Source organism: Arthrobacter sp. M4 (assembly GCF_020251205.1).
In the GTDB taxonomy this organism is placed as follows: Bacteria; Actinomycetota; Actinomycetes; order Actinomycetales; family Micrococcaceae; genus Arthrobacter.
Genome location: NZ_JAIWYX010000003.1, coordinates 42,561 through 55,134, shown reverse-complemented (window position 1 = coordinate 55,134; position 12,574 = coordinate 42,561). Strand labels below are relative to the sequence as shown.

Annotated in this window: 11 protein-coding genes; 5 read left to right on the top strand and 6 right to left on the bottom strand. The window is 64.6% G+C overall.

Translation table 11 applies throughout. The features are described 5' to 3' along the window. Positions 1-84: 84 nt before the first annotated feature. The 4 genes from LD110_RS06725 to LD110_RS06710 are packed head-to-tail and all read right to left on the bottom strand — an operon-like array spanning position 85 to position 4,356. A complete protein-coding gene (locus LD110_RS06725; protein WP_225497515.1) occupies positions 85-564 on the bottom strand; it encodes a hypothetical protein in 480 nt (159 codons plus the stop codon). Continuing rightward, the gene (locus LD110_RS06720; protein ID WP_308012413.1) at positions 561-1,241 is read right to left on the bottom strand and encodes a UbiX family flavin prenyltransferase; all 681 of its coding nucleotides are present in this window, start codon (positions 1,239-1,241) and stop codon (positions 561-563) included. The genes LD110_RS06725 and LD110_RS06720 overlap by 4 nt, the downstream gene beginning before the upstream one ends. Next, positions 1,238-2,854, bottom strand: coding sequence for an NAD(P)/FAD-dependent oxidoreductase (locus LD110_RS06715; RefSeq protein ID WP_225497513.1), 1,617 nt, complete (start codon positions 2,852-2,854; stop codon positions 1,238-1,240). The genes LD110_RS06720 and LD110_RS06715 overlap by 4 nt, the downstream gene beginning before the upstream one ends. A 2-nt stretch (positions 2,855-2,856) precedes the next feature. Next, a complete protein-coding gene (locus LD110_RS06710; RefSeq protein WP_225497511.1) occupies positions 2,857-4,356 on the bottom strand; it encodes a UbiD family decarboxylase in 1,500 nt (499 codons plus the stop codon). Between the two features lie 350 nt (positions 4,357-4,706). On the opposite strand from LD110_RS06710, the gene LD110_RS06705 reads away from it, so the two are divergent. The 3 genes from LD110_RS06705 to LD110_RS06695 all read left to right on the top strand — a co-directional run bounded on the left by LD110_RS06705 (position 4,707) and on the right by LD110_RS06695 (position 8,844). Next, the gene (locus LD110_RS06705) at positions 4,707-6,110 is read left to right on the top strand and encodes an aromatic acid/H+ symport family MFS transporter (protein ID WP_225497509.1); all 1,404 of its coding nucleotides are present in this window, start codon (positions 4,707-4,709) and stop codon (positions 6,108-6,110) included. A gap of 233 nt (positions 6,111-6,343) precedes the next feature. After that, positions 6,344-7,126 carry a cyclase family protein gene (locus LD110_RS06700; protein WP_225497506.1) on the top strand — a complete coding sequence of 261 codons (783 nt, stop codon included), beginning with the start codon at positions 6,344-6,346 and terminating at the stop codon, positions 7,124-7,126. Then, positions 7,123-8,844, top strand: a complete 1,722-nt coding sequence (locus tag LD110_RS06695) for a thiamine pyrophosphate-binding protein (protein WP_225497504.1) — start codon at positions 7,123-7,125, stop codon at positions 8,842-8,844. The genes LD110_RS06700 and LD110_RS06695 overlap by 4 nt, the downstream gene beginning before the upstream one ends. A 128-nt stretch (positions 8,845-8,972) precedes the next feature. On the opposite strand, the gene LD110_RS06690 is transcribed toward LD110_RS06695, so the two are convergent. Then, positions 8,973-9,566: a helix-turn-helix domain-containing protein gene (locus LD110_RS06690; protein WP_225497495.1), complete on the bottom strand. Its 594-nt coding sequence runs from the start codon at positions 9,564-9,566 to the stop codon at positions 8,973-8,975. 361 nt (positions 9,567-9,927) lie between these two features. Here LD110_RS06690 and LD110_RS06685 point away from each other — a divergent pair, with 361 nt between their 5' ends. Then, the gene (locus tag LD110_RS06685) at positions 9,928-10,251 is read left to right on the top strand and encodes a hypothetical protein (RefSeq protein WP_225497493.1); all 324 of its coding nucleotides are present in this window, start codon (positions 9,928-9,930) and stop codon (positions 10,249-10,251) included. Here LD110_RS06685 and ald read toward each other — a convergent pair. Then, entirely contained in the window at positions 10,241-11,356 is a 1,116-nt protein-coding gene (ald, locus tag LD110_RS06680; RefSeq protein ID WP_225497491.1) for an alanine dehydrogenase, read from the bottom strand. The genes LD110_RS06685 and ald overlap by 11 nt on opposite strands. A 154-nt stretch (positions 11,357-11,510) precedes the next feature. On the opposite strand from ald, the gene LD110_RS06675 reads away from it, so the two are divergent. Continuing rightward, positions 11,511-11,975: an Lrp/AsnC family transcriptional regulator gene (locus LD110_RS06675; RefSeq protein ID WP_374200316.1), complete on the top strand. Its 465-nt coding sequence runs from the start codon at positions 11,511-11,513 to the stop codon at positions 11,973-11,975. Positions 11,976-12,574: the final 599 nt, after the last annotated feature.

Genomic DNA, 12,574 nt, shown 5'->3' with positions numbered 1-12,574 from the left:
AGGGTAGCCGTATTCGAACTGATGGCCCGCCACTCACCCGGCTGTGTCGCTGGCCCGGTGAGTGGCGGCGAAATCAGGGCTGGATCAGGCTGAATTCAGTACGTCCCGCAGGTGGGTGAGCTGGTCCTGCCAGCGGGGCAGCACCTTTTCCGTGTCATTCAGGGTGAACCGAATGCCGGACGTGACAGTGGCATACGCTGCCCGCTGCTCCCGCAGCGCGCACAGCATCCCGGTGAAGGTGGTCCGGGCCGGATTGGGCAGCGGCCGTCCCTGCTCCTGGACGTTGAACTTGAGGTCGTAGACGACACCCCCGGCGGCGACAGTCAGGAGCAGGCGACCGTTACGGCGAAGGTTGGCGGCACTGGTGGAGCCGTCGAACAGCAGGATCGCAACCCTGCCGTGGTTCGTCAGTGCCACTTCCGCCAGGCTGAGCATCGCGGTGCGTGGCCAGCCGCTGTCGTCGGTGGTCGTGATGGTGATGGCCTCGTCCGCGGCGTCGAAAGTGCGCCCGAGCGCAAGCGCCACGGACTCCGGGACCGGAACTCCTGCGCTGTTGGCCGTCATGAGCGTGCCCCAGTTCCGTTGGGCACACCATCGAAGAAAAGCCGGTCGGTGACTGGCCGGGTGCCGGCCTCGTGGTCTTTCCCTGCGTGACGCTGAGAGGCGGCCGCCACTGCGGTGCCCGGCCAGCGAGGCAGCGTCGGGAGCTCGATGCCGACCTGGTCGAGCATGCGGCCCACCGACTGGTCGATGACGTCTTCGAGGCTCTCCGGACGATGGTAGAAGGCCGGGACCGGAGGGAAGATGACCGCTCCGAGCTCAGCGGCCTGGGTTAGCAGGCGCAGGTGCCCGAGGTGCAGCGGCGTTTCGCGCACAGCCAGGACGAGCGTTCGACGTTCCTTGAGCATGACGTCTGCCGCCCGGACCAGCAGGTTGTCGGCGTATGAGTGCGCGATCCCTGACAGTGTTTTCATGGAGCAGGGCACCACAATCATCGCATCGGCGCGGAACGAGCCGCTCGCAATGGAGGCTCCGATGTCCGAAAAGCTGTGCACGACGTCGGCGAGTTCCCGGACCTCTTGCGCGGTGTAGTCGGTTTCCAATTGCAGGTTGAGCGCCGCGTTGCGCGAGAGCACCAGGTGCGTCTCCACATCGGGCACCTCCCGCAGCATCTGCAGCGCACGCACCCCGAGGATGACTCCAGTGCTGCCCGACATCCCGATGACGATCTTCTTCTTCATGAACGAACTCCGGTCCTACGACGACGATTCCAACTGCGATGCCCGGACCCCATGCGATTAGCCACGATGATGCCCGAGCCGGCGCCCAGGCCGGGGCCCGGGTGCGTGCTCGCCCCGACCAGGTAGAGGTCCCTGACCGGAGTAGTGTGGCCGGCAAGGTCGGGACGTGGCCTCCACAGCAGGCTCTGGTCGAGAGAGAACGCACCGCTCGAGCCGTCGCCGCCCACGAAGTTCTCGTTGGCGCGGGTGAGGTCGACGGGAGACATCGCCACCCGTCGGATGATCGAGCTCTCAAAGTTTGGGATGTGCTTGGCCAGCATTTCCTGCGCCCGGTCCGCGACCCGCTCGCGCACAGCCTCCGTCCATGCCCCGCCAGCGGCGTCGATCTGGCCGGCGGCGTCTCCCCGCACGCGGCTCGGCATCTCGTGCAACTGGACGGCGAAGATCCAGCCGCCGTCGGGGGCCCTCGAGGGGTCGACGGCGGCCGGCTGGCCAACCGTCAAGGTTGGCAGGGCCGGGATGAGCCCGCGTTCGGCTTCGTTGACCGATCGGGAGATCGCGTCGACGCCGGACGTGACGTGGATCGTGGCCGCACCAAGGAGCTGGGGATCTGGCCACTCCGGGCGGTCACTGAGGGCGAACTGAAGCTGTACGCGGGCACGGCCGTAGCGGAACCGACGGGCCGCCAGGGCGGCACTGTGCGCCTCCGGGACGTCGGCGAGCAGGCTGCCGTAGAGCTGAGTCGGCGTCACGCCAGCGACGACCCCCCGCTTGGCCGTGACCAGAGTGCCGTCCTCCAGACGCACACCGGCGGCCCGCCCGCGCTCGACGAGCACGGTGCTCACTCCCGTGCCGGTGAGGCATGTGCCGCCGGCATCGCGGATGATCCCGGCGAGAGCGTCGACCAGCCGGTGTCCGCCACCCTCGGGGACCGGCGTCCCGCGGGCTTCGAGGGACATGGACATCATGCGGGTCATGAAGCCGGACGAAGGCTGCTCCGGTCCCATGCCCGCATGCAGCGTCCACGGTGCGAGGAGTGCCTGAGTGATGGGGGAGCGGAAGCGATCGCTCCAGTCCCGGCACGTCTCCAGGAGCTCCCCGCTGAATTTCAGCAGGCCCTTCATCCCTAGCTGGCGGTAGGCCCGCAGACCGAGGGCGATCCCCTGGCGAGAGAGCAGGTCGCCGGACATGATCCCGCGGACCAAGTGCGCAACTTCCAGATGCTCGGCACGCAACCGGCGCCAGGTCTCTCCGTCGCCGCACGCGGCGTTCTCGAAGGCCGCGACGTTGCGTTCCGGATCGGTTGTCAGCGTGGCGGCCTCACCGTCGGCTGTCAGCCCACCGGACGGCACCTTGCACTGGAGGTACTTCAGGCCCCGTGCTGCGAGGTCGTCGGCCAGGCGGGCATAGGCCGCCGAGCCGACGAACATCGCATGACTGATGGCGTACAGATCATGGGTGTAGCCCGGGACCAGTTCCGTGGTGTGGATGGCGCCCCCGAGATGGTCCTGCCGCTCGAACACGGCACACCGCCAGCCTTCCTGGGCCAGAAGTGCGGCAGCGGTCAGGGTGTTGATCCCGCTTCCGACAAAGACGGCGTCGTAGTCCGCCATTGCTACTTGGTCCAGCCGAGCTGGCCGCCCCACCGCTCGCGGACCTGGCGGGCGAGGTCTGCGCTGACCTCGACGACGGGGGCGAAGTCACGGAGTCGGTGGTACGGGCGGCAGGCGTTGATGATGGCACGCGAGGCGACCCAGGGACCCTCGGGGTCGGCAAGCATCGGGTCCAACGGGTTGGTCGGTGTGTCACGGATGATCTGGATGCTGTGCGCGGGGTCAGTCCTCGTCGACATCGCCCAGATGACGTCGTCGATGTCGGTGACGTCAACGTCGTCGTCGACGACGACCACGTACCGGCCCATCGAAACGCCACCGGCGACGAGTGCGGCGGCCGCGCCCACCTGCTGGGCGTGGCCGGCGTACCGCTGTTTGATCGACACGACGTTGAAGAAGTTCGCCGAACCGGTTTCGTACTTCCACGCTGCGGAAACGTCCGGCACAAGCGCACGCAGCTCATCGAGCAGGAGCGAGGATTCCAGGGCTGCGCGCCAGAACGAGTGGTCGAACGGGGGCTTGCCGGGAAGCGATCCATACACAATCGGCTTGCCGCGGGAGTAGACGCGCTCCACATGGATGACGGGACGCCGCTCACGGCCGCCCGCGAAGTAGCCGGTGAACTCACCGAATGGGCCTTCCCAGTCTTCCTCGTTCGGCTCCACCCAGCCCTCGATCGCGAGTTCCGACGACGCCGGGATGGGCAGACCGGTGACCTCGCCCTCGATGACATCGACGGGCGTACCGGCGATGGCGCCGGCTACCGAGAGTTCATTGACGCCGTAGGGGAGGGGCATCGCCGAGGCCAGGTAGATGAGCGGGCCGTGGCCGAAGCTCACAGCGATCGGAGCCCGCTCCCCGCGTTCGTGGTACTTGTGCAGGTGGATGCCGCCGTGGTTGATGGGCTCGATGAACACGCCAAGCGACCGCTCGTCGCGGACCGATACGCGATACGTGCCGTAGTTAACGTCGTTGGTCTCGGGGTCGCGAGTGATGACACTGCCGCCTGTCCCCAGGTAATGCGCGCCGTCGCCCTCGTGCCAGAGCGGCGCGGGATAGGCCCGGAGGTCGATCTGATCGCCGCTAAGCACCTCGTTGCAGACCGGGCCGGCCTGCACGACACGTGGCGGGAAGTGCTGGGCGGCCTCCCGCCATTTGCGGGGGAGGCCGCGCAGCTGCTCGACGAGCTGGTGGACATCGAGACCCTCCGGAAGTCCGAGCGCGGAGGCGACGCGGCCCGGGCTGCCGAGTGAGCAGGAGAAGACGCTGCCGGCATCTTCGTATCCAGGGATCCGGTCGAACAAGAGGGCCCGCCCCCGGTTCTTGGCGTTGAGGTCGGTGATAGCCCCGATCTCATATTCGAGAGCGGCACCGGAGACCTCGTCCAGTTCGCCCAGACGGCGAAGTTCGTCCAGCCAAAGCCGGAGGTCGAATCCGGGATGGCCGACTTGTTCGTCAGCTGTCGACGGGCCTGCTTCGGTTTCGCTTGTGCTTGTTGTCATGAAAAAAAGCTACGGATCCAGAAGCCATAGGTGAAGACGTACTTTTGGATCGCTGCCATCGGAAATGTTTATAACGATTTCCATTGGGAGAAGCTATGGCTCCCATCCAAACAATCGATTAGCTGTCCTCAGCGACACATTAGTAGCGTTCGCTGTGTGAGCTGTATCACCGCATCGTGAGCGGGCGATACGAGGGTCCCCAAACGGCCCTGCTAAACGACGGTCCCACGACTCTGACGCGAACTGCTTTCCGGGTTGGACTTTCCTTGGGTCCCTCTCCCAGGCAGTCCTTCCTTCTCCAAACCCGTTCGCCCCCTTGCGCAAAGAAGTGTTCCTTGAGGAGGTTCTCCATGGATGAAACTATCCGAACGTCTATACCCCAATCTTCGCCGCTCACTCCCGGCGACGCCCCGCCCGGAGCTCGATCCGGGCAAGTGCGATCCGGCGCCTGGGTGATCGCCTGCTGCTGGTTTGCGATCACCGTCGACGGCTATGACCTGATCGTGTATGGCACAGTGGTGCCGGCTCTCATTAGCGGCGAGTGGGCCCTCACCCCGGCCCAGGCGGGACAGATCGGATCGCTCGCGCTGGTGGGGATGATGGTCGGGGCGCTGCTCGCCGGCGTGCTTACCGATCGCATCGGCCGGCGTCGCCTGATGATTGCCTGCGTTGCGTGGTTCTCCCTGGGGATGGCTCTCTCCGCCCTGTCGCCGTCGCCGGAGCTCTTTGGCCTCACACGGCTGGCATCGGGCATCGGCCTCGGCGGCCTCATGCCTACCGCCATAGCGATGACCCTGGAATATGCCCGACCCGGGCGGCGCAGCACGGCGAACGCCGTCATGTTCTCCGGATACTCAATCGGAGGCATCCTCGCCGCGGTGAGCGCCATGTGGATTCTTGGCGCCGCCGGATGGCGTGCAATGTTCTGGATCGGTGTTGCGCTCGGCGCGGTCCTGCTCGTCGTCATCCTGGCCGCACTGCCCGAGTCGATGACATTCCTGGTGGGACGTGGACGCCACGCCGAGGCTGCCCAGTTGGGGGCAAAGTATGGAATTGCGGTCCCGGAACCGGTTAGCGGCAAAGCGCAGCGCATGGGGGTGAGGGCCCTGCTCGACCGCCGCTTTGCGGCGAGCACCATCCTGTTCTGGCTCGTCGTCGCCTGCGGGCTGCTGCTGGTATACGGTCTGAACACCTGGCTGGCTCAGATCATGCGCGAGGCAGGGTACCCACTGGGGACCTCGCTGGCCTTTCTCCTCGCGCTCAACGCCGGCGCGATCGTAGGTACGCCGCTGCTCGGCCTGCTCGCCGACCGAATCGGCTCCCGCATCGTGGTGACATGCATGTTCGTCGGCGCCGCCGCCTCCATCCTGCTGCTGATGATCCAGTTCCCCACCCCCGTGCTCCTTGCTCTGGTGACGGTGGCGGGAGCCTGCACCATCGGCACCCAGACACTTCTCACCGCGTTCATCGGCGGATTCTATCCAGAGCGGTTGCGTGCAGCGGGGCTCGGTTGGGCCTTGGGGATGGGCCGGATCGGTGCCATCGCCGGACCACTGTACGGCGGATTGATTCTCTCTACAGGCTGGGGGTTCCAGGCAAACTTCCTGGCGTTCGCGGTCCCGGCGCTGCTCGCGGCCCTTCTGGTCATGCTGGTCCGCGGACGGGGGCAGGCTCACGCGGTAGAGGAGGTGTCCGCTCCCGGTGAGGCCTTGAGCCTCGAAGACACGGAAAGGGATGGTGCGCCGCAACACTAAGCCGATGTTCCGGCCTCAGCAGCAGAAGCCGCGCGTCGATATAGACGGGGCGGCCTCTGCTCGGTAGGCGACGAAGACCGCTCCCGTGACCCGGATGCCCCCTGGCCTTGGGTTGCCGGGGCTGATAAGTTGAACCATCGATTCCTGTGACGATCGTCACGGAAGCAGCATTTCACCAGGGCTACATCACCATGCGGCCTGGAGCCGCCCTTAGCTATTCACAAGGAGTTCCCATGTCCCAGCTGACCGGGTTGCTCGCTTCGCTTGCTGCAGGCGAAGTGCGCGTGGTCGACCTTACCAACACACTGTCCAGCGAGACCCCAACCATCCGTCTGCCGGAGCCGTTCGCGAGTCTGGTGGATTTCAGCCTCGAGGAGGTTTCGGCCTATAACCAGCCCGGACCGTTCTGGAAGCACCACAACATCAGCACCGGTGAGCACATCGGAACCCATCTCGACGCACCCATCCACTGGGTGACAGGCCGGAACGGGAAGGACGTTTCGCAGATCGAGCCGTCCCGGCTGGTCGGGCCCGCATGTGTGCTCGATGTTACGCGGGAGGCGGCGGCGGATGCGGACTTCCTGGTCGACGTCGAGCACATCAAGGCCTGGGAAGACGAGCACGGACCGATCCCGGAGAATGCGTGGCTCCTTGTGCGCACGGGCTGGGGCGCCTATGCCCAGGACCACGTCCGGTTCCTCAACGCCGATGAGGCCGGCGCCCACACCCCGGGGTTCACCGTCGAGTGCGCCCGGTGGCTCGCGGACGTGGCTCCGATATCCGGCGTCGGCGTCGAGACTGTGGGAATCGATGCAGGGCTGGCCCCGACAATGGACCCGATCTTCCCTCTGCACCACTTCCTGCTCGGTGCCGACAAATACGGAATCACCTCCCTGCAGAACCTGGAACTGCTCCCGGCCACGGGCGCCGTCGTCGTGGTGGCGCCGCTGCCCATCGTGGGCGGGACCGGCTCCCCAGCCAGGGTTCTGGCCTTCGTGGATGGAGCTCAGGGATGACGACCCAGGTCCACGCAACGGCCGGCCCGAAGGTCTCGTCGGTAGCCGCCAGCGAAACCGTCGCCGAACTGGTGGGCCGGACGCTCGCGGAGCTGGGCGCCGGCCACTGCTTCGGCGTCGTCGGCTCCGGCAATTTCGACGTGACAAGTTCTCTGATGCGGCATGGTGTGCCCTACACAGCTGCCCGCCACGAGGGAGGCGCCGCTACCATGGCGGACGCCTATGCGAGGATGTCCGGCAAGGTGGCCCTGCTGTCGGTGCATCAGGGCTGCGGCCTTACCAACGCCACAACCGGCATAGGCGAGGCCGCGAAGTCGCGCACGCCACTTTTGGTGCTCGCTGCCGAGACCGCTGGCTCGGCTGTGAACTCGAACTTCACCATGGACCAGCCAGGCCTCGCACGATCTGTCGGTGCAGTAGCCGAGCGCGTGCATTCCGCCGCCTCCGCTGTGGCCGACGTTGTCCGTGCCTTCCGCACTGCACAGAACGAACGCCGCACGGTGGTCCTCAACCTGCCCCTCGACGTTCAGGCACAGTCGGCGCCGAGTTCGGGGCAAGTCGCACGAGTCGCTCCTCCCGCACCCGTACGACCCGCTTCATCGAGCGTCAAAGCCCTCGCCGACCTCATTCTTGGTGCCCAGCGGCCCGTGTTCGTCGCGGGGCGCGGTGGCCGCGGGGCGCGGCAGGAGATCCTGGCCCTTGCGGAGCAAACCGGGGCTCTTGTGGCGACCTCCGCCGTGGCCAAGGGCCTCTTCGTCGGAGAGCCGTTTGGACTGGGGATCTCAGGCGGATTCTCCTCCCCGACGACGGCGGCACTCATCTCGGGGGCGGACCTGATCGTGGGCTTCGGGTGCGCCCTGAACATGTGGACCATGCGCCACGGCCAGCTCATCGGCCAGGACACCGCCGTTGTCCAGGTTGACGTCGAGGACGCCGCGCTCGGCGCAAACCGGCCCATCACCCTCGGCGTTCTCGGCGACTCCGGCGCTACAGCAACCGACGTGCTCGCCGAACTGCAGGGCCGGGGCGCCGCAGCCAGGGCCGGCTACCGCACCGAGGAAGTCCGTGCCATGATAGCCGCCTCATCCCGATGGCAGGATGTACCCACAGAGGATCTCTCCGGGCGGGGTATGGACGGGACAGTCCGAATCGACCCGCGGGTGCTTACCCGCAGGATCGATGAACTCCTCCCGCCCGAGCGCGTGGTCGCAATTGATTCGGGAAACTTCATGGGCTACCCGAGCCAGTACCTCGACGTCCAGGACGAGAACGGGTTCTGCTTCACGCAGGCCTTTCAATCGATAGGGCTCGGCCTGGCCACCGCGATTGGGGCGGCACTGACACAGCCTCACCGGCTTCCTGTGCTCGGAACGGGGGACGGGGGCTTCCTCATGGGAATCAGCGAACTCGAGACGGCAGTCCGGCTCCGCCTGCCCCTGCTGTGCATCGTGTACAACGACGCAGCATACGGGGCGGAGGTTCACCACTTCGCGGCAGAGGGACCGGTTGATGTGTCGACCGTGACGTTCCCGGAGACGGACATCGCCGCGATTGCGCGCGGCTACGGCTGTCAAGGAATTACGGTCCGGGTACCTGGGGACCTCGCCCCGGTCAGCGCGTGGATCGACTCACAACCCGATAGGCCCCTGGTCATCGACGCGAAGATCGCTTCCGACGGCGGCGCATGGTGGCTCGCCGAAGCCTTCAAAGGACACTGATCGCGAGCCGGGGAGCCGACAACTCCTCAGTGCCCCTCCGGCCAGGTTCCAACGGCCGGAGGGGCACTTTTTTCTCCGCCTATGGCCACTCGGGGCCGTAGAACGTGGCAGCGCGCGCCGGGTCAGGACTACATGGAGGGAGGCGTCACTGAGACGATGAATCGTGCCTTGTCAGGGTGTGGGTTGAGGAATCTATGGGGCAGGGCGGAGTCGAAGTGGCAGCTGTCGCCGGTGCCAAGGGCATATTCCGTGCCGTCGATTTCCGCGACGAGTGATCCTTCGAGCACCAGGACGCATTCTTCGGAAACGTGGCTGCGTGGGGATTCCGAGGATGCTGCGCCCGGGTCGAGCGTTGCCTCGAGCACCTCGACCTTCCCGCCCGTGCGGGAGACCTGGGAGTAGGTGACGTGCAGGTTGGGTGATGAGACCAGGCGGCGTTCGCCGTGGCGTATCACCGCGACCGGTTCGGGGCCTTCGGCGCGGAAGAGGTCGAAGAGCGGAACCTGTAGTGCTTCAGCCAGGCGCCTGAGGGATTCGAGGCTTGGATCGCTGAGACCTCGCTCGACCTGGCTGAGCATGGCGACCGACAGTCCCGTCTGTTCGGCCACTTGGCCAAGTGTCATGCCGCGATTGCGCCTGAGTTCGCGGATCCGTGATGGCAGCAAGGCTGGAATTCCTCCCGATGCAGGTCCGGGCTGCCGGTATGGCTCCCTGAACTTCATACTAGACCGCGTCGCTGACCGCATGGCGGCTGGCTGCACGGGAGTTTCAACCTGGTGCTGCCCGGATATGGGAAGGAGGAAGGACGCCTGGGGTTGAAATTCTGCAGGACCAGGATGGTGGATATCATCAGGTGCGAGACGCTCATATACGATGCCCGGCGGGATTTCCTCGGTGTTCTCAACTGTGCAGGACCAGGCGCTGTACCAGGTGACCAGTATGCCCAAGGGCTCCCCTCGGGATCTTTCCGGGGAGAAGCAGGCCTGGGCGTCCCTCAAGGTGAGATCCCTGATGTAGGACCCCTCCAATTCCAACGATCGGGGTTCAGCGGGACGATTCGGTACTTCAAAGAGCTTCCGACCTATGACCCCGGCTCCAAACGTCAAGCCCACAAGTTTCCCATCCATATTCGATCCATACTTCGATGTCTTGTGTCCGGTCGAAGAGGCGGCGGTGTTCGGCACCTTCACAGGCGAGCCAGAGTACTTGATCATCCGGCGTCACCGCGTCGACTTTTCCAAGCCTGAGGATTTTGCCATTGAGGGTGATCACCACTCGCTGGCCAAGGAGCGGCTGCCACTGTTGTTGCAGGTGAAGTGCCATCTCGGCATATCTCTCTCACATGAGGCGTTGCACCCGTCTCCTATTGCCAGAGAAGACGGGCACAAAGCAGGGATCATACGGTGACAAGGTCCTGCCACGCGGCAAGTTCAAGGCCATGGGCGTCGCTGACCGATTTGTTGGTGACTTTGCCCGCGGCGACGTTAAGCCCGGCGGCCAGAGCGGGGTCCCGCTCGAGCGCATTTCTTGGGCCCAGATTCGCGAGGGCGACGGCGTAGGGCAGCGTGACATTGGTCAGTGCGTAGGTGGACGTGCTGGGGACGGCTCCGGGCATATTGGCGACACAGTAAAACAGCGCATCGTGTACGCGGAAGGTGGGGTTCTCGTGCGTCGTGGGACGAGTATCTTCAAAGCACCCTCCCTGGTCCACGGCGATGTCGACCAGGACGCTTCCTGGCTTCATTCGCGAGACCAGGTCGTTGGTGACGAGCTTGGGGGCTTTGGCCCCGGGGATGAGCACTGACCCAATAACGAGGTCTGCTTCGATGACAGAGCGTTCGATCTCGTAAACATTGGAAGCAATCGTGTTTAGGCGGCCGGCGTACTGCCCGTCCAGTTCCCGCAGTCGGGCAACATTGATGTCCAAAATGGTGACATCGGCGCCAAGGCCCACTGCCATGGCTGCGGCGTTGGTTCCAGCTACACCCGCGCCGAGGATCGTCACTTTCGCCGGTCGCACGCCGGGGACTCCGCCGAGCAGTACGCCCTTGCCGCCGGCCGGTGCCATGAGCGCATTTGAGCCGACCGTAACGGCGAGTCGCCCGGCGACCTCGCTCATTGGGGCCAGAAGCGGCAAGAATCGCCCGGATTGCACCGTTTCGTAGGCGATGGCGGTTACGCCGGAAGTGATCAGGGCATCAGTAAGGGCGTGCTCGGCTGCCAGATGAAGATACGTGAAAAGGACCAACCCTTGCCTGAAGTGGCGGTATTCGGAAGCGATGGGCTCCTTTACTTTGAGGACCATGTCTGCCCGGTCCCAAAGTTCACTGGCGTCGTGGACGATTTCGGCACCCGAGAGTACATATTCCTGGTCGCTGATGCCGGACCCCTCGCCCGCTCCTGCCTGGACGAGAACTTCGTGGCCGTTGGCGCGTAGTTCATGAACGCCTGCAGCTGTGATTGCCACACGGAATTCGTTGTTCTTGATTTCCTTAGGGACCGAAATGATCATGCCTGACCCTTCTGAAGAGATGGAAGCTTGCAGGCAATAGAATGGCAGAAACTGCCGCACTTCAGGCTGTGTAAAAAGGATCTGCGGCATCTCCGAACAAGTTGGCAGGAATCTTCAGAATTTGGGAGCTTAGAACTTGACCGAATCGCAGAAGATGCGGGCGTCCGCACTGGATGAAGTCGACCGAAGGCTGCTTCATATGCTGTCCTCGAACTCTCGACAAACGAACCAGGCACTGGCTGACGCCTTGGGGATTGCGCCGTCAACGTGCCTTGCCCGGCTCAAGGCCCTAAAGGCATCCGGCATTATCCGGCGCTTCACCATCGACGTTGACCCAGAGGCTTTGGGAATGCCGCTACAAGCCCTGGTGAGCGTGCGGCTGAGGCCCGGAGCGCGCCACTTGATGGGCGCATTTGGAAAGGAACTGCGGGACGTCCCCGAAATCAAGCAGTTCTTCGTCCTCGGGGGTGCAGATGACTTTCTGATTCACATCATGGCCAGGGACACCGAGCACATACGGCAGTTCGTGTTGGACCACTTGTCCTCCAATCCGGCCGTTGCAGGGACACAGACCAGCCTGGTCTTCGAGCACGGCAGAGGTAGTGCCTCAGGCTTATGAATGATCGGTCAATTCCTCGGGAACGGACTCGCCGCCGCAAGTGACAAGGGGGAGGCCCACAGTGTGCGGACAACCTCCCTACTGGTCACGTCCCCGGCCCGGCAGCTACTGCATATGTGGGGTTGAACGATGCGTCGGCCGGATCAAGGCTTTCCCTGGTTTTGCACAACTTCAGGGAAGGTTTGCGGACGAAGGGGCAAGCATCCCGGTAGTCGCGCTGAAGTGTTGCGGACTCCCATTTTGATTCGAACCCGACTCGCAACACGTTGAGAGTAAACAGCCGGGATTGGGAAGTGAATCGTTCCATGTCCGTGATTCCTCCTAAGCGGTGTTGAACTGTGGCCGTTGGTCTGGGGCGTCGTTCTGACAGAGGATCAGGGCGCTGGGCTGAGGGCACGGAGTGCAACTTGGGGGACCGGGGACAATCCAAAAGTTTGCGAGGAAGGAAGCGACGCAGGAGCGCCGAGCGAGAGTTTTGGATTTGTTCCGGCGCGGCAGCGCCCTGGTTGTGCGGAGGGCACGCCCAGCGATGATGGAACGATCAGAACGGCGAACACCAAGCATTCTGCTGGTTCATGCCGCTTTCGAGGCAATGCGGC